Source organism: Serratia marcescens subsp. marcescens ATCC 13880, assembly GCF_017299535.1.
GTDB lineage: Bacteria > Pseudomonadota > Gammaproteobacteria > Enterobacterales > Enterobacteriaceae > Serratia > Serratia marcescens.
On sequence record NZ_CP071238.1, the window covers coordinates 315,496 to 338,960 of the forward strand.

The following is a 23,465-nucleotide window of genomic DNA, read 5'->3' on the forward strand; positions in this document are numbered from 1 at the left end:
CATTAGCACGATATAACGATGGACTGCACAGCGTGAAATAACGTTTTATTAACCTTTAATTCCTGATGAAAGCTCGGGTAATGCCCTATGGTATGCGCCCTGCGATATCGTTCTTTTTTTAATCGAAATATAAAGTGGCACTGCATTTATGGGTGAAATTGTCACTCGGTCAATTCTCATTTGTTTGACTTTTGAGTAACAAAATATAAACATATCATGCGGATTAAATATGCAGAATGAGCGAAAAATAACGCATTTTAATAGCGTTCAAAAAATCGTCGTCGGTGCGGTTATGTACTTCATTGTATGAAAAATTATGTTTTTAATAACAACCAATTATGCCGTTTGAAATAGTTACGCGAATTTTTTGTGATTCGATTCAGCGCTCAACCCTGACAAATCAAGGCTTGCAGAGCATGCCGCCCGGATGATACAGATTTATACTGCGTTTCACCCAGGGCAGGTGAACGCTTCCGCTGAATTAACATAAGCCTGTAATAAATGATTAAGTATTCTTTTCGTCGTGTTGCGACTTTGTACGGCGAAAAGAGTCTTTGAGGACTTTTTGGGTATGAAAAGTGTAAAAATTAGCCTGGCTTGGCAAATCCTGATCGCGTTGGTACTGGGTATTATTGTTGGCGCGGTATTGCACAACCAGACCGAATCTCGTGAGTGGCTGGTCAGTAATATTCTCAGCCCGGCGGGTGATATCTTTATTCGTCTGATCAAGATGATTGTGGTGCCGATCGTTATTTCCACGCTGATCGTCGGTATTGCCGGCGTGGGGGATGCGAAAAAGCTGGGCCGCATCGGATTGAAAACCATTATTTACTTCGAAGTGATCACCACGATCGCCATCGTGGTGGGGCTGACGTTGGCCAACGTATTCCAACCTGGCCACGGCATTGATATGTCGACGCTGACCACGGTGGACATTTCGCAGTATGAGAAAACCACCGAACAGGTGCAAAGCGGTTCGCACAGTCTGGTGGCGACCATTCTGTCGCTGATCCCATCGAACGTCTTCTCGTCGATGGCCAAGGGCGACATGCTGCCGATTATCTTCTTCTCGGTGCTGTTCGGCCTGGGGCTGTCGTCGTTGCCGAAAGAGACCAAAGAGCCGCTGCTGAAGGTGTTCAAGGCGGTGTCCGAGAGCATGTTCAAAGTCACCCACATGATCATGCGTTATGCGCCGATCGGGGTGTTTGGCCTGATTGCGGTCACGGTAGCCAACTTCGGTTTCGCTTCGCTGCTGCCGCTGGCCAAGCTGGTGGTGCTGGTGTACTTCGCCATCGCGTTCTTCGCCCTGGTGGTGCTGGGGGCGGTCGCCCGGCTGTGCAACCTGCGCATCTGGACGCTGATCCGCATCCTGAAAGACGAACTGATCCTGGCTTATTCCACCGCTAGCTCGGAAACGGTGCTGCCGCGCATCATCGAAAAGATGGAGGCTTACGGCGCGCCCAAGTCGATCACCAGCTTCGTGGTGCCGACAGGTTACTCCTTTAACCTGGATGGCTCGACGCTGTACCAGAGCATTGCCGCCATCTTTATCGCCCAGTTGTACGGCATCGAGCTGTCGTTGGGGCAGGAGATCGTGCTGGTGCTGACGCTGATGGTGACCTCGAAAGGGATCGCCGGCGTGCCGGGCGTCTCGTTCGTGGTGTTGCTGGCCACTCTGGGCAGCGTCGGCATTCCGCTGGAAGGCCTGGCGTTCATCGCCGGCGTGGACCGTATCCTGGATATGGCGCGCACCGCGCTGAACGTGGTGGGCAACGCGCTGGCGGTACTGGTGATCGCCAAGTGGGAGCACCAGTTCGATCGCAAGAAGGCGCTGGCCTACGAAACGGAGTTCCTGGCGCAGAAGGTGAAGCCGGCCAACCAGGCCTAATCACCGAGTATCGCCGACGTTGAAAACGCCCCAGGCAGTTGTGCCGGGGCGTTTTGTTTTTTATGGCTCTTCAACCTGCCACTTTCTTTTCTCTGCCTTACTGCGCGACTTGCATCCCCGCTTAACAGAATCTAAAGTGTTACCAAATTAATAGAAATGATAATAGATGTTATTATCATTTTCATTTGATGATGTATGGAGACACGCAAAGTCGTTGAACGGTGGGGTTACGCCCGTTCGGCGTCTTTATTCGGGCTTATCAAAGGTAGGTAACATGTCGGACACCGCTTTGGCCTCTGGATGGTTGCCGCTGGCGCCAGCGCAGCTTGATTTCTGGGAAGAACACACCTTGCACCCTGGGCGGACTCTGTCCACCGTCGCACATTGCATCGAACTGTGTGGCGCGGTAGAGGAAGAGACGCTCTGCCGGGCGATCGTCACCACTCTCGCCGAGACGCAGGCGTTTGCCTTGCGCTTTGGTGAGCGGCATGGCGACTCTCCCCCGTTGTTACGTTACGATCCACAGCGTACACCGCCATTGCAACGCATCGATCTGCAAACGCACGGCGATCCCTGGCAGGCGGCGCAAAGCCTGATGCGCGAAGATATCGCGCAGCGCCGGGCGCTGCACAGCGAGCCGCTAGCCGCAGCCTGGCTGCTCAAACTGGGGCCGGAGCGCTACCTCTGGTACGTGCGTGCGCACCATATTCTGGTTGATGGCTTCGGCATGGCCCTGATCGAACACCGCTGCGCCGCGTTATACGCGCACTATCTGGGTGAGGGCAGCGCGGGTATGCCCCTGGGTGCCTTTGACGCCTTTCAACAGGCTGAACTGGCCTACGCTGATTCTGAGCGATGCGAGCGCGATCGGCGCTTTTGGCAGACCTATCTGCCGCCGTCGCAGGCGCTGCCGACGGTGCGCAAGGGCGGTGAGGCCTATGGCGTACGGCGTTTGAGCGCCCACTACCGGCTGCCGGCGGCGGTGTCGCACTGTCTGGCGCAGTTGGCGGAGCGCAGCGGCATCAATTGGCCCGACTTGCTGGTGGCGCTGTCGGCGGCTTGGCTGTTTCAGGTGATGCCGCGCTGTACCCGGCAAGGCGATACGCTGCCGATGTGGATGCCGGCGCTGAATCGTCGTGGACAGGCCGCCACCAACGTGCCTTCGCTGGCGGTCAACACTCTGCCGCTGCTGGTGTCACCGCCGCAAGCGGAGACGCTGGGGAGCTTTCTCACCACGCTGACGCAGCAGCTGCGCGAGCTGCGCAGCCACGGCGGCTACCGCCTGCGCCAACTGGCCGCCGATCGCGGCGTGGATCCGGACTCGCGCTTCTTTATTTCCCCTTTCATCAACGTGCAGCCCTTCGATACGCCCCGTTTTACCGGCTGCAGCGGTACGCGCAGCGTATTGGCCGGCGGCTCGGGCGACGGTTTCAACCTGACTTATCGCGGCCGCACCGACGCTCGCGATCTGCAGGTGGATATCGATATCTATCTGGAGCAGTTTCCGACGGAGGATGCGCTGGACTATGGCGAGGCGCTGCAAGAATTTCTGTTGCGTGCGCTGCAGCGGGAAGCCTGGGAGCAACCGCTGGCGGCCCTGACGGCGTTGCCCGCCTGAGAAAGTGCGGGCGGGAGGATGCTCCCGCCCGAGTGGTATGGCTTCAGCTGGCCAGCAACGCCGCCACTTCGCGCGCGTTCTTGCACGGCAAGAGCGAACTGCTTACCAGACGGGTGCCGAAAGCGTCATTGAGGCGTGCCGCCACCTGTTTGATATGCGGCAGCTTCAGCCCCATGGCGATAAACGCCGTCTCTTCCCCCCATTCCGGGCGCGGCGTTACGCCAATTTCCTGCCAGTAAATGGCCAGGATCTCGGCGCTGCGCGCCAGCGGCGCGTTCGGCGGCGGGGCCGCGCAGGCGTTCAACGCCGGCGCGGTTTGCTGGTGGCTCAGGTCGGCGCGGATGCGATGGCGGTCGGTTTTACCGTTGGCGGACAGCGGCAGCGCCTCGGCATGGATAAAGCGCGTGGGAATATGGGTACAGGGCAGATAGCCGGTGGCGAAGGCGCGGATCTCGGACAGCGGCAGCGGTTTGCCGTCGCGGGTCAGATACAGGGCGCCGAGCGCCGCCTCGTTGTTCTCTCCGCTGGGATAATCCACCACCACCATATCCAGGATCGCCGGATGGCGGCGCAGCACGTCTTCGATTTCCGGCAGCGAGACGCGCACGCCGCGGATCTTCACATAGCCGTTCACTCGGGTGGCGAACATGATGTTGCCGTCCGCACGGTAATAGCCCTGGTCGCCGGTGCGGAAAGCGCGCAGCGATTGCCCGTCCGGCCCTTCGAGGGTGACGAAATCGTGCTGCTTCAGTTCCCCCTGTTCCAGATAGCCTAACGCCAGGTTGACCCCGGCGGTGTGAATGCGGCCGACCACGCCCGCCGGGCAGTGGCTGCCGTCGTCATGGCAGATGAAGTAGCGGTTAGCCGGCAGCGGGCGGCCGTAAGGCACGGTGCCGCTCTCCTGTGGGGCGATCGGGTGCCAGATGCTCCAAATGGTGGTTTCGGTCGGCCCGCCGAGTGAGAACAGCGCGAGATCCGGGCGCAGGGTACGCAGGGTTTGCACCGTCGCCGGCTTGATGTAGTCGCCGCCCTGCGCCACCAGGCGCAGGGAGCGCAGGCTGTCGGCCGTTTTACAGGTGAGCAGCATCTCCAGAATGGCCGGCACCGAACACCACAGACTGACCCGATGTTTCTCCACCAATTGGTTCCAACTGATGGCGTCCTTTTCCTGATGCGACGCCGGCAGCACCAGCGTGGCGCCGGCGCACAGCGAACCGAATAGATCGAACATCGACATGTCATGGTGCGGCGGCGTGACGGAAATGAAGACGTCGTCAGCGGTAACCGCCCAGCGCACCTGGGTCTGGTGGATAACGTTGGCGGTGGCGCGGTTGTTGAGCACCACGCATTTGGGCTTGCCGGTGGTGCCGGAGGTATACAGATAGTAGCTTGCGGCCAGGCTGGCGCTGCGTTCCACCAGCGTCTGTTCATCCGGCAGCGCAGGCGTGCGATCCGTCGGCGTCAGCAGGGGCGCCGGCGTCACGCCGATCGGCGTCTCCAGATCGCCGCCGTGCACCACCAACGTCGGCCGGCAGTTCTCCAGCAGGTAGGCGGTGCGCTCCGGCGGCGAGTTGATGTCGACAGGCACCCAGATCACCCCCTGCAGGGCGCAGGCGAGGCTGAAGATGACCAGTTCCGGGCTGCGCGGCAGATACAGCGCCACCACGTTGCCCGGCTGCACGCCGCGGCTCTGCAGGTTGGCGATTGCCGTGGCGATCCGCTGGCCCAGTTCGCGGTAGGTCAGCGTCTGCTCGCCGCAGATCAGCGCATTGCCGCCGTTTTGCGCGCCAAACAGCCGCTCGGCCAGCTGCGCCAGATAAGGGTAAGGCGCGTAATTCGCTTCGCTGTCGTTGTGGCGGTAATGCGCCAGATCGATGAAGTCCCGCGGCGCGATCGCCAGGTCGGCCCGTTGGCAACTGTGCAGGATGCGTCGCTGCAACGCGGCCAGCATGGCTTCTACCTGCTCGCCGTGCAGCGCCTGTTCGGCGTAGTCCACGCACAGCTGCAGATTTTTTTCGCTGTCCAGCGTCAGGCGAATGTCGATGGCGACCTGCGGCGTTTGGGTCAGGCCGTCGTGGAAGCGCACCGGCGCCTCGGCCGGCAGCGTTTCCCAACCCAGGCAGTTGGTCAGGATCACCGGCAGCGCCGGGCCGCCCTGGCTTTGGCCGAGCAACTGCCGCGCCAGATCGACGCCGGAAAATGCCAGGTGGTCGAGCGCGCCGAGTACGTCGTCCTGCAGGGCTTGCGCGCGCTGAATAAAATCTTCGCCGTGGCGGGAATAGCGCACCGCCACGAAGCTGGAGGCGTTGCCCAGGGCGCCGTCGGCGGCGGGGAACGCCACCGGCACCCCGACGCACAGCTCGCCATCGGTGGTCCAGTGGGCCAGCGTATCGAGGATCAGCGCCGACAGCAGGCTGTTGCGCAGCAGCGCATGCGGCGATCCCAGGCGGCCAAGCTGTTTTACCGTATCGCGCGGTAGCGTCAAGGTGGCGCGGCGATAGCGTGATGAGGTGAGATTGGCGAGCGGGGCGCGCCACGGCAGTGCCGACGGCGTGGTGACATCCTGCAGTTTTTCACGCCAGTAGGCGGCATCGGCCTGGCGCTGCGCCGCCGATGCGGCGGGGGGCGGCAGTGCGGCGGCGGTCGGCGCCAGAGGGCGATCGTCGAACAGGCGCGCGATCACGGTGGAGATCCCTTGGCCGTCGAGGATCAAGGCATCGAAGCTGGTGAAGATCAGCGTATCGTACGGCGATCCCGTCGGATCCTGCTGTTCGGCAAGTTGGATCACGGCGATGCGCCACAGTGGCTGGCTCGGATCGTGGCGCTGGTGGGAGTAGCGATCGCGCAGCTGTTCAGTCTGGCGCTGCGCCGCTTCGCCATCAAGGGAGCGCAGATCGTGGCGATCCAGATGCAGCGTCACCTCTGGGCGTACGTGCTGCGTGGCGCGCTGCACATCGATGCAGGTGCGCAACGCCGGGTAGTGCTGTACCAGCTCGGCCAGGCGCGCTTCAAGGCGCGGTACATCCCGCTGCCGGGTGCGGTATTCGCGAAAGTCGTGCATCGCCACGCCGCCGAGCGGCCATCGATCGCTGCGGCCCAGAAGGTAGGCCTGCTGCAGTGCGGTTAATGGTGTCTCCATGGTACTTCCCTATAGTCGCTAACCGATTAAAACGAGCCGGGCGCCGTGCGCCCGGAAACCGATCTCAGTGCTGCGGCGCCAGCGCGGCGAGCAGCGTTTTCGCATGCTTTCCTGCCTCGGGCGACCGTTGGCAGATCAACGCCGCCAGCGCAGCCGGGGAGGGATGCGCCGTCAGATCCTGCGCCGTCAGCGCCGCCGCCAGATACTTGTTGAGCACTGTCAGCAGCGCGTTCACCCCGGCATCCGGCAAGGCCAACCGGCGGATATCGTCGTGGTCGCGCAAGTCGGCCTCGGGAGCCACCCGCGCCAGCAGCCGGTGCAGCACCTGGCGCACCGGCGCCTGCTGCGCCAGCGCGTCGGGCGTGCATTGCGCCAGCAGCTGCGACAGCGGGCGATCGAACGCCCCCGCTTGCCGCGCGGCCAGGTGCAGCAGCGCCCGGTAACAGGCCAGCAGGCGCGGCAGCACCTGCTCGGGGAACGCGTCCAGCCGCACGTCCCAGTTGATCAGAATACCGTCGTCGACATGGGCGACCTGCGCATCCAGCGCCACCTGCGGCCCCTGAGAGATCACCCAGCCGAGACGGCCGAAGGTGTCGGTGACCCGTTCGGAAAACAGCGTTTTGCCGCGGATGCCGAAACCGGCGGTAAACACCACCGGCGAAGGTTGCAGGCTGCCGTGCAGGCGCGACAGATCGCGCATCACGCTGACGCCGGGGTAATCCGCATGCTCGATCAGCTCCCCCAGCTGCGTCATCAGGCGCCGGCAGAAGGCGTTCAGGTTTTCCGTCGGGTTCAGTTCCACGCCGAGCAGCACCAGGTTAGAGAAATCGCCGATGAGGCGATGTGCGTCTTCCCGTTCGCTCTCGCGGTGGAACAGCGGCACGTTGAGCCGGAAGCGTGTCATGTTCCAACCCTGGCCGACGGCCAGCGCGAACAGCGCCAGAAACAGCGTCGAGAGGGAGGTGTGATGCCGTTTCGCGACGTTTTCCAGCGCGCGGCTTTCTTCTGCATTCAACTGTATGGCCAAACGATCGCTGCGGCAGCGGTCCGGCGTGCGCAGCAGGCGCGGCGCCGGCGGCATCTGCGCCAGGCGTTCACGCCACCAACGCTGGCCGCGTTCGCGCCGTTGGCGCAGCGCCGCGTCGGCGTCGCGTCGTTCGAGGTGGTCGAAGTAGGCCGGCGGCGCGTCATGGGCTGGGGCCGGCGGGCACTGGTGATAAAACGCCGTCAGATCTTCCATCAACAGGCGAAAGCTCATGGCATCGCCGGCGATCATGTCGAGATCGACATGCAGGCGGCTGCGTCCCGCCGGCAACAGGCTCAGGCTGATATCGCAGGGAACGCCCTGTTCCAGCGGCAGCAACTGGGTGCTTTTCGCCTGGCGCTTGGCGGCGAGCGCGGCCGCCAGCGTCGCTTCATCGGCATGTCGCCAGTCGTCGAGATGCAAAGTATGCCGGGGGCCGGGAGGTGCGATCGTCTGCCTGCCATCGTCGGTAATGCGCAGGCGTAACAGCGGATGGCGCAGATACAGCGCCTCGACGGCCTGGCGCAGCCGAGCGATGTTCAGCTCGCCGCTGTCGAATTCCGCATACAGGTGGGCGGCCATGCCGCCGAGAGGAGGAGCGGACTGTCGGCCTACCCAATAGGCGGCCTGCATCGTGGTCAAAGCTTTCATCGGGTATCCATTTTGATTCAGCCAACGAGACTGCAAGAATATATCCAAATGTTAATAGGAATGAAAATTATTATTATTTGATTAATTTGGCGCAGAGGTGCTATCTATAAGGGGTTTTAGCGATGCCGGGCAGGCAGGGCGTTGGGTGTGAATAATTTATCTATATTATTCTTAGCATTGAAATGATTGCTTGTTATTGCAGCGCTTGTTTTTCCTGCAAAAATATAAGGGTTTCTGGCGGTGAACACGCCCGGCCTCACACCTTTATTGATAATGATTTGCATTAAAAAATGCAAAATATTATCATTATTAACACTATTTTACGTTTTTATACAAGCTGCCGGCCGCTTCGCCGGCGGCTTGGCTGTGGACGGGGCCGCGCCCGTTCGGCCGCAAAAGACATGGGTTCGCCGCAGGGATAAGCAACAGCAAGGCCGGGAAGGCCGCAGCGTCATGGTCTGTGTGAGTGTCGATGTAGGTTGTGTAAAAAAATCAAATTTTGTGCACCTCTGGGATGAAAGGAGAAGACATCTATGGGCAAGCATTTTGCGGCTCAACGGCATGAAAGCGTAGGAAACGGGGAAAAAGCGGGGTTGAAAGCCATTGGGGCGTTTTCCTCCGTATTTTTAGGGGTTTGTTCACTGGCGATCGGTAACGTCAACGCGGCGGAAACCAAGAGCAACGAAACCTACCAGGACGCGGAAACGCTGCTGGTTACCGGTGAGAAGGTCAAACGTTCCATTTTCGACACCGGCTCCAGCGTCGAAGTGTTCGACAGCAACCGCATCTCCTCTATGCCTAATGCGACACAGGTTCCCGATTTGCTGCGCATGACCCCCAACGTGGTGGATGTCGGCATCGGCAACGATCTGCCAACCGTGCGTGGCGTTGACGGCTCCGGCCCGACCACCGGTGCCGGCGCTTTCCTCAGCGGCACCAGGCCGCGCCTCAATCTGTCGTTGGACGGCCGTTCGCTGACCTATAACGAACAAGCCTACGGACCGCAATCGTTGTGGGATCTGGATCGCGTTGAAGTGTTCCGCGGCCCGCAAAGTTACATTCAGGGGCGCAACGCCATCGCCGGCGCCATCGTCATGGCCAGTAAAGACCCGACCTTCGAATGGGAAAGCGCCTTCAAGGGCGGGGCCGGCAATCAGCACTCCTCTCAACTAGCCGCCATGGCGTCCGGCCCGCTGGTGGAAGACCAGTTGGCGTTCCGTGTCAGCGTCGATCGCCAGCGTCGCCGCAGCGATGCTGACCTGCCGGCCTATGAACCGGTGGGCGATCCGCGTGAAGTGGAGGCCACCACCGCCCGCGCCAAGCTGCTGTTCAACCCGGCCGGTTTGCGCGATCTGACCACCAAGCTGACCTTTAACCACTTTGGCAGCACCGCACCGCAGAACGAAAGCCTCAACCCGCAGCCGCATCCTGCGAGTGCGCGTCACGACATCCGTCGGCCGGTGTTCAAAAGCAATGTGAACAGCGGGATCTGGGATCTGGCCTGGGAGGCCTCCGATGGCCTGGCGTTGGAAAACCGCGTTATCTATACCGATTTCAACATTAACCGCGCCACGGCTTATCAGCTGCCGTACGCCGACATCGGCGGTAAAGAGGTGCACGTAGAACCGGTGGTACGTTTCGGCGGCGCGGACAGCCGCCTGCACGGGCTGGCGGGGCTGCGTTATTTCCACGCCAAGCAGGATGAGTTCGTCAATATCTTCGGCGGCGCGACTTTTAAAGATAAAACCGACACTAACTCGGCCTTCGCTGAGCTGACCTATGCGCTGACGCCGCAGGTGGACGTGACTGCCGCCAGCCGTTTGGAACGCGAACATCGCCAACGCAATGGCGGCAGCAAGGCGGTGCGCATCGACTTCGACGAAACCTACACGGTGTTCCTGCCGAAACTGGACGTGGCCTGGAAACCGACGGACACCCAAACCTACGGTGCCAAGATCGCCCGCGGTTATAACGCTGGCGGTGCAGGCATTACTCTCAGCAGCCCGATCGTCAGTTACACCTACGGTTCCGAGTATGTCTGGAACTATGAGTTGTACACCCGCCATCACCTGAAAGACGCCAACGTGGTGCTGACCAGCAACGTGTTCTACAACGATTACAAAGACATGCAGCTGCCTTATTACCTGGGTGAAAATTCCAGCGTGATCCGCAACGCCGACAAGGTGGAAACCTACGGCGCGGAAATCGGCGCCACCTGGCAGCCGCGTTGGGACTTCGAGCTGTTCGGTAACGTTGGCCTGCTGAAAACCAAGATCAAAAAGTTCTCGGGCAGCGGCGTGGAAGGGCATGAATTGGGACGCGCGCCGGCTTACACCGCCAACATGGGCGCCAAATATCAGTTCCTGAAAGGGTGGGAAGTGAGCACTAACGTGGCGTTCTCGGACTCCTATTACTCGGCGTATGACAACGATTCGCGCGGGCGTATAGGTTCTTACTGGTCGGCTAACGCCCAGCTGGCCTACACCTTCGCCTATGGGCGCGCCACGCTGTTTGCGCAAAACCTGTTCGACTCCGAGCGTCGCATCATGGTTGGCGGCAACGATATCTACACCGCGACGCAGCAGCGCCCGCGCATGGTCGGCGCGGCGGTTGAGCTGAATTTCTAACGCTATCGCGATGATGGGGGGACGAATGTCCCCCGTTTTATGCGCTATCCCGGCACGGCCGGGCAGAGGAGATAACGCAGTGATCGGTGATTTTGACAGCATTCTGAGCGATGAAGAGGCCCAGCGGCTGGAGAGCGCGTTTCAGGCGCTGGGCGCGCCGTCGGCGAACGGCGAGCGGCCGGTAAGCGAAGCCGAAGAACGGGCATGGTTTGCCCATCTGCAGCAGGGTGACGCACGCGGGCAGCGGGCGATGGCCTGGCGCCTGACGGGAGAGGTGGATATCGCCCAACTGACGGCGGCGCTGCAAGCGCTGGTGCGGGAAACGCCGGGCGTGAACGTGCGTTACGTTTTTGATGACGAAAACGGTCTGGTTAAACGCGCCGCCGATTCGGCGCCGTTGCCGGTGAGCCTGCGTCAGGTGGCGGATGAACAACACGCCATGGGTTGCCTGCTGCAAGCGCAGGCGGCGCCATTTGAACTGGAAAGCGAAGCGCCGCTGCGCTGCCTGCTGTTGCTCACGCCTGCCGATGACGTGATTTTGGGCGTGGTATTGCATGACATCCTGGCGGAAGCGCTGCCGTGGCGCCATCTGCCGACGATGCTGTCCGCCCGTTATAACGGGGGTGCGATGCCCCTGTCTTTCGCGGCGGCGCCGGTCGAGCTGCCGGAAATCCCGGCGCCACAGCTGCCCTGGGCGCGCCAGGCGGTCTCGCTGCAGGATTACCGCAGCCCGGCGCAGCGTGCTGAAGCCTTGCCGCCGGTGGGCGCGCGCGTGGTCACACGCATTGATCGCTCGCTGTTGCCCGCCAACGACACACCGCGGGCCTTGCTGGCGGCGGTGGCGGCGCGGTTTGCCGAGTTCGTCGCCGCGCAGGCCGGTGGCCAAGCGGTGCAGCTGTGCGTGCCGGCCGCAGAAACGGCGGAGTGCGTCGGTCTGGAGCTGGGCCTGACGGCGGCGCCGCTGATGCGCCTGACCGTGCAGCATGGCGAGGGCGACATCGGGCAGCGGCTGCTGGCGCAGGCCGTGGCTGAACAGCCGGATCCGCAGCGGGCGCAGCTGCTGGTGGCCTGGCGTGACGATCTGGCTGCGGACTGGCGCATGGAAGGCGTTCACGCCGAACGCCTGTTGCTGCCGCCGCTGCATACGCCGTTTGAACTGGCGCTGCTGTTGGGCTTGCCGGAGGCAGAAACGCTGACGCTGGAGCTGGTCACCGACCCGCGCCTGTCTCCGCACGCGGCGCCTTTCCTGCTGGAGCAGTTCAGCGCGTTCCTGGCCGGGCAGCGAATTACCGTCGCATTGCCGGCGGCTGAATCCGCTTCCCCGGCGATGGCCGCGCCGGCGGCGAACAGCGACGTGGATGAAAGCGTTGCGCCGCTGATATTGCAGGAGTTCCGTGAGGCGCTGGTGGCACCGGAAATGACCCTGGATGAAGACTTCTTCGATCGCGGCGGCCATTCGCTGGTCGCTACCCGGGTGATTGGCCGCTTGCTGAGCCTGCATCAGATCGAAATCAACATTAACGATTTGTTCAGCCATCCGACGGCGCGCGGGCTGGCGGGCTACGCCAAACGCCTGAACGTCGCGCAGCCGAATGCCGCGCTAGCCACCGCCGACGATCATGAGGGGGCGCAGGCGCCGCTGTCGCTGGCGCAGGAATCGCTGTGGAAGGTGTATGAAGCCTTCGGCCATGACGAGATTTTCAACCTGCCGTTCTCTCTGCGCTTCTTCGATGCGGTGGACGAAACGGCGCTGCACCAGGCGTTTATCGACGTCATGACTCGCCATACCGTGCTGCGTTCACGCTTCGTCGAGCAGCAGGGGGAGGTGGTGCAGGTGGTGGTGCCGGCCGCAGAACTGCCGGATTATCAGTGGTTCCGCTTCTCTCACGAGACGCCGGCGGGTAATGCCGCCGCCCTGTTGGCCGACGCCGGCCAGCACCGGTTCGATCTGGCCGCCGAGCTGCCGCTGCGCGCCACGCTACTGCGAGATGCGGACAACGGCCAACAGCTGCTGTCGTTGCTGTTCCACCATGTGGTGCTGGATGAATGGTCGCTCAATCTGATGATGGATGAGCTGGGCGTCGCCTATCGCCATCGCGTCGTCGGCCAGGCGCCGCAGTGGAGCGGGCAGCCGCCGCAGTTCCATACCTTCGCCCGGTAACAGCGGGCCTCGGGAGTGCAGCAGCAACATCTGGACTACTGGCTCGATGCGCTGCGCGGCGCGCCGGTCGGCCAGCCGATCTTCCGGCAAGAAGCGTCCACCCACCCGGCGGTGCCGGCGCCGGCGGACGTCAACGGCGGCTGGCTTGAGTTCGAGGTCGATCCTGCCGTGGCGGAAGGCTTGTATCAGCTTGCCCGCCGCAACAACGCGTCGCTGTTCAACGTGGTGTATGCCGGGATTACCTCGGCGCTGCGCCTGCTGGGCGGCCCGGCGGATCTGCTGGTGGGCACCTCGACTTCCGGCCGTAACGACGCCGAGTTCTTCGATACCGTCGGCTATTTCACCACCGTGGTGGTGCACCGCGTGCGCTTTGACGAGGGGCTGACGGTGGCCGGATTGGTCAGCCAGGTGAAAAACACCATCAATGGCTCGCTGCCGTACACTGACATTCCGATCGATCTGGTGGAGGAAGGGCTGTTCGGCGTGGACGCCGACCGCAAGAACCACATGTTCGAAGTGTTTATCCAGATCCACAGCCGCATCAAGCTGAACGGCGAGTTCCGGCTGCAGGACGGCAGCGCGATCGCCTACCGTCAGGTGGAGCCGGAGAAAGCCGAATCGTTGCTCGGCCTGCAGTTTGAGGTGATGGAAGACGATCTGGCGGGGGCGAAATCCCTGCGGGTGATGATGACCTACCGCCAGGATCACTACAGCCGGGAGCAGGCCAATCTGATCGCCGACGGCGTTCAGCACGTCTTTACCCAGTTTGCGCAGCACATCGCTGGCGATATCGCTCTGGCGGCGCTGCCGCCCGGGCCGCAGGCATGACGTTGTTTCACTCTAACCGAAAGCATGATTTTCAAGGAGATAAAAGGATGTCTGGAACCCTAGCAACCCCGCGCGCGTTACTGTCGCTGCTGGTGGCGGCCTCTCTGGTGGTCGCCGGCGCCGCGCAGGCCGACGATGCCGGCATCAAACCGCAGGACATCAAGCGCCAGGCGTTGTCGTCGACGGTGGTGGAGATGGCCTACAGCACCTCGCAACAGGCGCTGTTCGTCAGCGCGCCGGATTGGAAGGAAGAGGCGCGCTCCCGCGTGCTGCGGCTGGATCCCAACACCCTGGCGATCAAGGCGGAGATCCCGCTGCAGGTGAAAGGCTTCGGCGTGGCGCTGAACGACGCGGGCAATCGCCTGTACCTGACGCAGGCCTTCAACGGCGAAGTCGGGGTGGTGGACACCACCACCAACCACGCGCTGGGCAGCATCAAGCTGCTGGACAAGGCAGTGCTGGAGCAGGCTTACAAGCAGGCGGGCATCAGCGGCAAGCGTCTGGATTTCCTGTTGGCGGAGCTGAAGAAGTTTAAAATCACCGAGGACTACCTGTATCGCCTCCGCGAGATCAAGTATGACGCGCAAAGCGGCCGTCTGTTCCTGCCGGGCCTGGGTTTCGGCGTCGACAGCGTGCTGTACGTGGTCGATACCAAGGCCGGCAAGCTGGAGAAAGTGATCCCGGGCTTCGGTTACAACGCGGTGGGCATCACGCTGGATGAGAAGGGCCGTCGGGTATTCGTTTCCAACATGCAGGGGCAGGTGATCACCCTGAACGCCGACACGTTGGCGATCACCGCCACGCACGAAGTGCAGGCCGATCAACTGCTGAACCTGGTGTATGACCCGGCGGGCAATCGCCTGCTGGGCGTCGATCAGGGCATCGATCGCGACGACTATCGCAACCATCATCTGGGGCACGACTACGTGAAGCGCAGCAGCGGCCACCGGGTATTTGCGCTGGATGCGGACAGCGGCAAGGTGCTGGCCAGCGAGCTGACGGATGAGGTGCCGATCGGCCTGTTGCTCGACGAGCGCAGCCAGCGGCTGTATGTCGCCAACCGCAAAGGGGTACGCGTGGATCACGGCGCCGGGACGCTGACGGTGTTTGACGCCAAAACGCTCAAGCGTCTGCAGACCGTGGATTTGCCGCCGCACCCTAACAGCCTGGCGCTGGATCCGAAAGGTGACGCGCTGTTCGTGACGGTGAAAAACGACGGCGCTTCCACCAAGGCCGGCAAGCCGGAAAGCGTGGTGCGTATTCAACTTCATTCCAACTAGCTGAATATAAAGATAAAAAAGGGCGCCGCGGCGCCCTTTGTCGTTGGGACATGTCATCAGAAGTGGGTGTTGATGCTCATGTAATAGGTACGGCCCGGTTCGTTGTAGGTAGCCGCGCCCGCGCCGGCGATGTTGATCGCGCCGGTGTTCGGATCGCCCACGTTCTGCGCGTTGCCGGCGCGGAACTGGCGTTTGTCGAACAGGTTGTCGATGCCGGCGGTGAGGCTGACGTTTTTGGTCAGGTCATAGGTCGCGCTGGCGCCGACGACGGCGTAAGGGCTGACCTCGCGGGTTTCGCCGCCGGTGGCCGGTTTACCCTGGTAGTTGTACTTCTTCGGCTTCTGACGGCCGTACCAGGTCAGGGTGGACTGCATCGACAGATCTTGCGTGGCCTGCCAGCTGAGGGTCGAGTTGACGGTAAACTTCGGGATCACCGACAGGTAATCGCCGGTGGTCTTGTTCTTGTTCTCGATCATGTAGGTGGCGTTGTTGCTCCAGGTGACGGTCTCGCTGACCGGCACGTTCAATGAGCCCTCCAGCCCCTGCACCACCGCTTTCGGTACGTTTTCCCACTGATAGACCGCCGTGCCGGTGCTGCTGGTGGCGATGCGCGAGTTGCCCGCTTCGATCTTGTTGTGATAATCGTTGCGGAAGTAGGTCACGCCGGCCAGCCAGCCGTCGTTATGGAACTCCAGCCCGATCTCTTTGTTAACGCTGGTCTCCGCTTTCAGATCGTCGTTGCCGAGCAGGTAGCAGCCGTTTTTGGTATCGCTGCCGGCACATCCCTGGCCTTTGCTGTACAGCAGGTAGTTGCCGTTGGTCTGGAACAGCGTCGGGGCTTTATAGGAACGCGCGATGCCCATCTTCAGCGTGAAGTAGTCGCCCAGTTCCTGCGACAGGTTCAGCGCCGGGCTCCAGTTGTTGCCGGATTCCGAATGCAGATCGTAGCGCAGACCCGGCGTCAGCATGGTGGTGTCGGTCAGTTCAATGTTGTCTTCGGCGAACAGCGAGAAGATATGCGCGGAAGCGTAAGGGCTGCGCGTACCTGTGGTCATGCCGGGAATGGTGCCGCCCATCAGTGTTTGGCTGGTGGACGTGCCGTCTTTCATCCGCTGCTGGGTCCACTCGGTGCCCAGCGTGGCGGTTTGCGCGACGCCCAGCTCAAACGGCACGCTGACTTCGCTGTGCGCCAGGAAGTCGTCCAGCTTGGTGGTGCCGAAACCGGTGTTTTTGGTGTCGAAGATGCCTTCGGTGCCGCCGGCCAAGCCCTCGTTCAGGCGGGTGTTGCGGGTGCGTTCGAACTGCACGTAGTTGTTGGTGCTCACGCCGTTGTCCCAGGCGCCGCGATGGGTCAGGCCGAAGGTTTCACGGTAGATGCGGTTGGTCTCTTTGCCGTAGTTGCTCTGCACCAGGGCGTTGGTGTTGGTGTTCTGGGTATCGCCGGCGTACAGGTTGCCCTGGCGGCCATAGGCGTACTCGAACTCCAATGACTGCAGATGGGCGAAATCCCAGTGCAGCAAGGCGTCGATGTTTTTATCGACCACCCCCTCGCGCCCGGCCGGGACGCTGTTGGCGTAGGCGCCGACGCGTTCGGATTTATGCGATTCGTTAATGTCCCAGGCGTCGGCCTGCGTTTTGCTGTAGCCGCCGAACAGGCGGAAGCTCAGGGAATCGCTCAGCGGGCCGGACAGGCTGAAGTCGGTGCGCTTGGTGGCGCCTTCCTGCTTGTGCTGCGGCACGTTGAAGTAACCGTTCAGCGAGCCGTGCAGCGCATCGCCGGCTTTCTTGGTGATGATGTTGACCACGCCGCCCGCGGCGCCGTTGCCGTAGCGCGCTGCGGCAGGGCCGCGCAGCACTTCGATGCGCTCGATCATTTCCGGCGGCACCCAGGCGGTATCGCCGCGCGAGTCGCGCTCGCCGCGCCAGCCCTGACGCACCGAGTTGCGGCTGGAGGCCGGTTTGCCGTCGATCAGAATCAGGGTGTTTTCCGGGCCCATGCCGCGGATATCGATCTGGCGATTGTTGCCGCGCTGGCCGCTGGTGGAGTTGCCGGTCAGGTTAACCCCGGGCATGGTGCGGATCAGTTCGCTGATGTCGCGCGCCGGCGGGCGTTTTTTGATCTCGTCGGCGGTGATGGTGGACACCCCCGGCGCCTGCAGGTTCTGCCGGGCGGCGGTCACGACGATGGTGTCTTCGCCGCGCGGCTTTTTCTCCGTGGCGCCGCTGTTCTCTTCCGTGGTGGTGGTGTCGGTCTGCTGCGCGGCGTTGGCGAACGCGGACGCGCCCAATCCCAAGCCGATAAGAGTGGCTAAAGAATAACGTGATAGCTTGCTTTTCATCTGAGTGTCCTACCTTGCTGCCATCCCTCGCCGAATGGGGGGAAGGGCGGTTGTAGTTTTTGTGTAGTCGGAAATAGAAAATCGGCTGCGGCAAGGGATGCCATTGATGTATCCCCGATCCCTGTCCGTTGCGCGCAATACCAGCACGATCTCCAAGCCTTACACACTATTGCAAATGCAAATTATTATCAATAGTATTTGGCGTACAGTGCGTTCGGGCGGTGGCCGGCGATAGGGAAAAGTCGACGTTCCCGGTGCCGCCAACTACAAAATGGGTAGGCGTTGTGAATACAGAACTACAGTCAGAAAGCAGCAGATTATTGGCCAGCAGCAATGCGGGCAGTCCAGGGTGGTGGTTGACGGTGGCACGACGCGGTACGCCATGGGTAGAACCGGCGGGTAACGGCCGGTGGCGCACCACCTTCTTCTGGCGCGATCCTCAGGGATGCGAATTGACCTCCGCCTACCGTCGCGTGTGGATCAACATTAACTGCCTGACCGACCATCATCAGCCGAATCCGCCGCAAAGCCTGCAGCGCTTGACCGGTACCGACGTGTGGTACTGGCAGACCGAGCTGAGCGGCGCCTGGCGCGGCAGCTACTGCTTTATCCCCTGCTTTGACGAGCGGCCGCCGGCGTTCAGCGGCGACGATGCGCACGCCAACATGCACAACCTGCGTCACTGGTGGCACCAGGTGTTCGCCAGCGCTACCCCCGATCTGCTCAACCCTTATCGCTCCTGGCAAAGCGCCAGCGGCCACAGCGTCTCCGGTCTGCACATGCCGGATGCGCCGCCGCAGCCGGTATGGCGCTCGTTCGACGAGTATGAGATCGCCAGCGGGCGCTGCACGCCGCCACTGCCGGCGCGTTTGCAGCGCCATACCTGGCAGAGCGAACGCCTGGGCAACAGCCGCGATGTCTGGATCTACACCACCGGCGACAGCAAGCCGGCCGAGCGCCCGCTCGCGATCCTGCTAGACGGCCAGTTCTGGGCGAAGCAGATGCCGGTTTGGGAGCCGCTGATGCAGCTGACCCGCGAGGGGGCGTTGCCGGAAGCGGTGTATGTGCTGATCGACATCATCGATCTGCCGCACCGGGCGCGAGAATTAACCTGCAAGGACGATTTCTGGCTGGCGGTGCAGGAAGAACTGATGCCGCAGCTGGCCGACTGGGCGCCGCACAGCGACAAGCCGGCCGATACGGTGGTGGCGGGGCAAAGCTTTGGCGGCCTGGCTTCTCTGTACGCCGGGCTGCGTTGGCCGCAGCGCTTCGGCGCGGTGATCACCCAGTCCGGCTCCTACTGGTGGCCGCGGCGCGACATGCTGCAGCTGCCGAGCATTCCCGATGACGCCTGCTGGCTGATGCAGCAGGTAGAACGGCACGGCCTGGGCAACCACGGCGCGCTGAAGGTCTTTATGGAAGCCGGTTCGCAGGAAAAGCTGGTGCATCGGGTCAGCGGCGAAATGGCGGCGCGCCTGAGCGACGCCGGCCATCGGGTGCACTACCGGGTGGTGGAAGGCGGGCACGACGCGCTGTGCTGGCGCAGCGGCCTGACCGATGGGCTGCAGGCGGTATGGGCCTCCGCTTTCGCCACCGCTTATCCGGTATCGGCGACGGCAACGGCACGAGGAACACATGGTGGAAAGCCTGAATCCGTTCGATGATCAACAGCAGCGCAGCCTGGTGCTGCGCAACGTACAACAACAATACAGTTTGTGGCCGGATTTCCGCGCCATTCCGTCCGAGTGGACGATCGTCTTTGGCCCGGCGGCGCGCTCCGCGTGCGACGAGTGGCTGGAACAGCATTGGCAAGATATTCTGCCGGTCGCAGCACGCGAGGCGTGACCGGCGCCAGGTAATTACGGGAGCAATAAGCAGTGTCACACACCCCTAACTCTCTCAGCGGCCCGGCGCTTGCGGGCGAATGGCCGCTGGTCGCGGCGCAACCCGGCATCTGGGTCGCCGATCAAATCTCCCCGCATCGCAATGCCTACGCGGTGGCCCACGCCATCGAACTCAACGGCCCCATTGCCGTAGAGCCTCTGCTGCAGGCCATCATCCAGGGCCTGGGCGAGGTGGACATGCTGCGCCTGCGTTTTGCGGAACGCGACGGCGTGCCGGTGCAATGGCTGGACGACGCGCTGGCGGTGTATGAGCCGGAACTTGTCGATCTGACGACGTCGTCGGATCCTGAAGCCGCCGCGCGCGCGCTGATGGACATCGATCTGGCGAGCGATCTGCGCGCCGGCAGCGGCGCGCCGCTGTATCGCCATGTGGTGATGCGTTTGGCGGATGACCGTTGGTTCTGGTATCAGCGCTATCACCATCTGCTGGTGGACGGTTTCAGCTTCACCGCCATCGCTCGCCGCGTGGCGGCGATTTATACCCACCTTTGCCGCGGCGATGCGCTGGAACCGACGCCTTTCACGGCGTTCAGCGACGTGGTGGCGGAATACCAGGCTTACCGGGAAGCGCCGGCCTGGCAACGCGACGCCGATTTCTGGCGCGAGAAAGCGCAGCAGCTGCCGCCGCCGGCCACGCTCTGCCCGCAGCCGCTGGCCGGGCAAACGCCCACGCCGCGCATCCATCGATTGGAACAGCGCTGCGATCCGCAGGCCTTCGCCGAACTGGTGCAGTGCGGCGCGCAGCAGAAGCTGAACGCCGCCGATATGGCGGTGGCGCTGGTGGCGTTGTGGGTGTCGCGTCTGAGCGGCCAACCGAGCTTCAGCGCCGGTTTTATCTTCATGCGCCGCACCGGATCGGCCGCCCTGTGCGCGGCCGGCCCGGTGATCAACGTGCTGCCGATGGAGATGCACCTCGAGCCGCAGGCCACGCTGTATGAGGCCGCCGCCCGCATCAGCCGCGAGCTGAAAACGGTGCGCCGCCATCAGCGCTACGACGCCGAACAGGTGCAGCGCGATCTGGGGCGCATCGGCGACGGCGAACCGCTGTACGGCACGGTCTTCAACTTCAAAATGTTCGATTACCAGCTGGATTTCGCCGGTATCGAAGGCATTACCCACGATCTGGCCTCCGGGCCGGTGCGCGATCTGGAGATTGCGCTGTTTATCGACGAACACCATCAGCTGAAGGTGGAGCTGCTGGCCAACGCCGAGCGTTACAGCCGTCAGGAACTGCTGGCGCATCTGCAGCGTTTGCCGCTGCTGCTGGCGCAGTTCGCCGCGCAGGCAACGTTGCCGATCGGCGAAGCCGACATGCTGACCGCCGACGATCATGCGCTGCTGGCGCGGGTCAACGACACGGCGCATCCGGTGCCGACGGCCACGCTGAGCCAACTGCTGGCGCAGCAGGCGCAAATTACGCCGAACGCGCCGGCGTTGGCGGATGCGCATTTCAACTTCACCTACCGCGAAACGCGCGAGCAGGTGACGGCGCTGGCGCGCCAGCTGGTGGCGCAGGGCGTGCAGCCGGGCGACATTGTGGCGGTGGCGCTGCCGCGTTCGGTGTTCCTGTCGCTGGCGTTGATGGCGATCGTGGAAGCGGGCGCCGCCTACCTGCCGCTGGATACCGGTTATCCGGACGAGCGGCTGGCGATGATGCTGGAAGACGCCGCGCCCCGGCTGGTCATCACCAACCCGGCGCAGCAGGCGCGCTTCGCCGACAAGGGCGAAATCTTGCTGTATGACGCGCCGCTGGCGGCCGATCATGCCGCCGGGGTGGCGATCGCGAGCCCGACGCCGGATCATGCGGCCTATATCATCTTTACCTCCGGTTCCACCGGGCGTCCGAAAGGCGTGCTGGTCGGCCATCAGGCGATCGTCAACCGCTTGCTGTGGATGCAGCACCAGTATCCGCTGGGGGCGGACGACGCGGTGCTGCAGAAAACGCCATGCAGTTTCGACGTCTCGGTGTGGGAATTCTTCTGGCCGCTGATGGTCGGCGCCCGGCTGGTGATGGCGCCGCCGGAGGCGCACCGCGATCCGCAGCAGCTGCAACAGCTGATCGCGCAACACCGCATTACCACAATGCACTTCGTGCCTTCGATGCTGGCGGCTTTCGTGGCCGCACTGGACGACGACGCGGCGGTGGCGAACTGCGCCGCGCTGCGCCAGGTGTTCTGCAGCGGCGAAGCGCTGCCGGCGGAGCTGTGCCGCCTGTGGCAAAGCCGCACGGCAGTGCCGTTGCATAACCTCTACGGCCCGACCGAGGCGGCGGTGGATGTGACCTGGCATCCGGCCTACGGCGACGCGCTGGCGAAGGTGACCGGCGCCAACGTGCCGATCGGCCTGCCGGTATGGAACACCGGACTGCGCATTCTGGACGCGCGCCTGCGGCCGGTGCCGCCGGGCGTGGCGGGCGATCTGTATCTGACCGGCGTGCAGTTGGCGCACGGCTACCTTGGCCGGCCTGATCTGACCGCCAGCCGCTTTATCGCCGACCCGTTCGGCGAGGGCGGACGGATGTACCGCACCGGCGACGTGGCGCGCTGGCTGCCGGACGGCGCGGTGGAATATTTGGGCCGCAGCGATGATCAACTGAAGATCCGCGGGCAGCGTATCGAGCTGAGTGAAATCGACCACGCCTTGCTGTCGCTGCCGGGCGTGCGCCAGGCGGTGACGCATGCGCTGGTGTTGCAGGGCACGCCGGTGGACGCCGGCGGCGATGCGCGCCAGCTGGTGGGCTATTTGGTGATGCAGCCCGGCGCGAGCTGGGATGCGGAAGTTTTGCGCGCGGCGCTGGCCGACCGCCTGCCGCCGCACATGGTGCCGGTGGCGTTGGTGGAAATGAGTGATTTGCCGCTGAGCGCCAACGGCAAGCTGGATCGCAAGGCTTTGCCGCAGCCGCAGGGCGGTGAGCGCAAGGTGGGGCGGCCGCCGCAGGCCGGGTTGGAAAGCGAGATCGCTGCGGTATTCGCCCGTTTGCTGCAGCGCGAGCAGGTGTTCGCCGACGACGATTTCTTCGCGCTTGGCGGCCATTCGCTGCTGGCGATGCGCCTGGCGGCGGAGTTGCGCCGCGATCTGGGCAAGGCGGTGTCCGTCGGCCAGGTGATGGTGGCGTCGCGCGTTGAGCAACTGGCCGCCTTGCTGGCGGAAGATCGCACGCAGGAAGAGGCCGATCGCAGCGGCTTCGACAGCGTATTGCCGCTGCGCGTCACCGAGGGGCCGACGCTGTTCTGTCTGCACCCGGCGTCCGGTTTCTCCTGGCAGTTCAGCGTATTGCCGCGCTATCTCGATCAGCACTGGTCGCTGGTCGGCATCCAGTCGCCGCGGCCGGACGGCCCGCTGGCGCTGAGCGAAGATATGGATCAGGTGGTGGATGCCCACTTGCAGACGGTGTTGCAGGTGCAACCGCACGGGCCGTATCACTTCATCGGCTACTCGCTGGGCGGCACGCTGGCGCAGGGCATTGCCGCCCGGCTGCAGGCGCGTGGCGAGCAGGTGGCGTTCCTCGGCCTGCTGGATACCTATCCGCCGGAGACCCAAAACTGGGACGTGATGCTGGACGACAACGTGTTGAAGGAAGTGCAGCGTGAGCGCGAGCAGTTCCTGGCGGTGTCGCAGGACACGCTCGATCCGGCACTGGGTGAGGCGCGCACGGTGATGTTCGACAACATTGAAGCCAACTACGCCGATTCGGTGCGGTTGCTGTCGCACACGCGGACCGCCCGTTTCCACGGCCAGGCGACGCTGTTCGTCGCCAAGCGCACGCTGCAGGACGGGATGGACGTGCAGCAAACCTGGTCGCAGTACGTCGATGCGCTGCAGGCGCACGAGCTGGACTGCGCGCATGTCGATATCGTTTCGCCGGCGTCGTTCAAAGTGCTGGGGCCGCTGCTGAACCGGATCTTGCGCACGCTGTAATTACGCCCTCATCCCGCCGCCAGGCACGGGTATTGTCCCGCGTTTGGCGGCGTTTCTTGCGGTCGCTCACAATTGAATATCAATGATT

The 23,465-nt window shown here is 62.9% G+C and carries 10 protein-coding genes and 1 pseudogene; 8 read left to right on the forward strand and 3 right to left on the reverse strand.

Going from position 1 to position 23,465, the window contains the following annotated elements:
* Positions 1-571 precede the first annotated feature (571 nt).
* Both gltP and J0F90_RS01460 read left to right on the forward strand, forming a co-directional pair.
* On the forward strand, positions 572-1,888 hold the full coding sequence (gene gltP / locus J0F90_RS01455; protein ID WP_016929412.1) for a glutamate/aspartate:proton symporter GltP: 1,317 nt from the start codon (positions 572-574) through the stop codon (positions 1,886-1,888).
* Between the two features lie 274 nt (positions 1,889-2,162).
* Positions 2,163-3,506: a condensation domain-containing protein gene (locus J0F90_RS01460; protein WP_033638952.1), complete on the forward strand. Its 1,344-nt coding sequence runs from the start codon at positions 2,163-2,165 to the stop codon at positions 3,504-3,506.
* Between the two features lie 43 nt (positions 3,507-3,549).
* On the opposite strand, the gene J0F90_RS01465 is transcribed toward J0F90_RS01460, so the two are convergent.
* Both J0F90_RS01465 and J0F90_RS01470 read right to left on the reverse strand, forming a co-directional pair.
* A complete protein-coding gene (locus J0F90_RS01465) occupies positions 3,550-6,645 on the reverse strand; it encodes an amino acid adenylation domain-containing protein (protein WP_033638950.1) in 3,096 nt (1,031 codons plus the stop codon).
* Positions 6,646-6,709: 64 nt separating this feature from the next.
* Positions 6,710-8,320 (reverse strand): condensation domain-containing protein, encoded by a 1,611-nt coding sequence (locus J0F90_RS01470; RefSeq protein ID WP_033638949.1) that lies wholly within the window; start codon positions 8,318-8,320, stop codon positions 6,710-6,712.
* Between the two features lie 533 nt (positions 8,321-8,853).
* On the opposite strand from J0F90_RS01470, the gene J0F90_RS01475 reads away from it, so the two are divergent.
* The 3 genes and pseudogenes from J0F90_RS01475 to J0F90_RS01485 all read left to right on the forward strand — a co-directional run bounded on the left by J0F90_RS01475 (position 8,854) and on the right by J0F90_RS01485 (position 15,216).
* Positions 8,854-10,947: a TonB-dependent receptor gene (locus tag J0F90_RS01475; protein WP_033638948.1), complete on the forward strand. Its 2,094-nt coding sequence runs from the start codon at positions 8,854-8,856 to the stop codon at positions 10,945-10,947.
* Between the two features lie 79 nt (positions 10,948-11,026).
* Positions 11,027-13,936: pseudogene (locus J0F90_RS01480) on the forward strand (condensation domain-containing protein).
* 47 nt (positions 13,937-13,983) lie between these two features.
* The gene (locus tag J0F90_RS01485) at positions 13,984-15,216 is read left to right on the forward strand and encodes a YncE family protein (RefSeq protein WP_016929407.1); all 1,233 of its coding nucleotides are present in this window, start codon (positions 13,984-13,986) and stop codon (positions 15,214-15,216) included.
* A gap of 56 nt (positions 15,217-15,272) precedes the next feature.
* Here J0F90_RS01485 and J0F90_RS01490 read toward each other — a convergent pair whose 3' ends face one another.
* Entirely contained in the window at positions 15,273-17,555 is a 2,283-nt protein-coding gene (locus tag J0F90_RS01490) for a TonB-dependent siderophore receptor (protein WP_033638946.1), read from the reverse strand.
* 284 nt (positions 17,556-17,839) lie between these two features.
* Between J0F90_RS01490 and fes the strand changes: the two genes are divergently transcribed.
* Genes fes through J0F90_RS01505 form a run of 3 tightly spaced genes read left to right on the forward strand, consistent with a single transcriptional unit; the run spans position 17,840 to position 23,377 of the window.
* Positions 17,840-19,219, forward strand: a complete 1,380-nt coding sequence (gene fes, locus J0F90_RS01495; protein WP_080286900.1) for an enterochelin esterase — start codon at positions 17,840-17,842, stop codon at positions 19,217-19,219.
* Complete coding sequence (locus J0F90_RS01500; protein WP_033641327.1) at positions 19,194-19,400, forward strand: MbtH family protein; 207 nt, start codon at positions 19,194-19,196, stop codon at positions 19,398-19,400. Before fes ends, J0F90_RS01500 begins: the two co-directional genes overlap by 26 nt.
* Before the next feature lie 32 nt (positions 19,401-19,432).
* Complete coding sequence (locus J0F90_RS01505; protein WP_033638944.1) at positions 19,433-23,377, forward strand: enterobactin synthase subunit F; 3,945 nt, start codon at positions 19,433-19,435, stop codon at positions 23,375-23,377.
* The last annotated feature ends 88 nt before the right edge of the window (positions 23,378-23,465 follow it).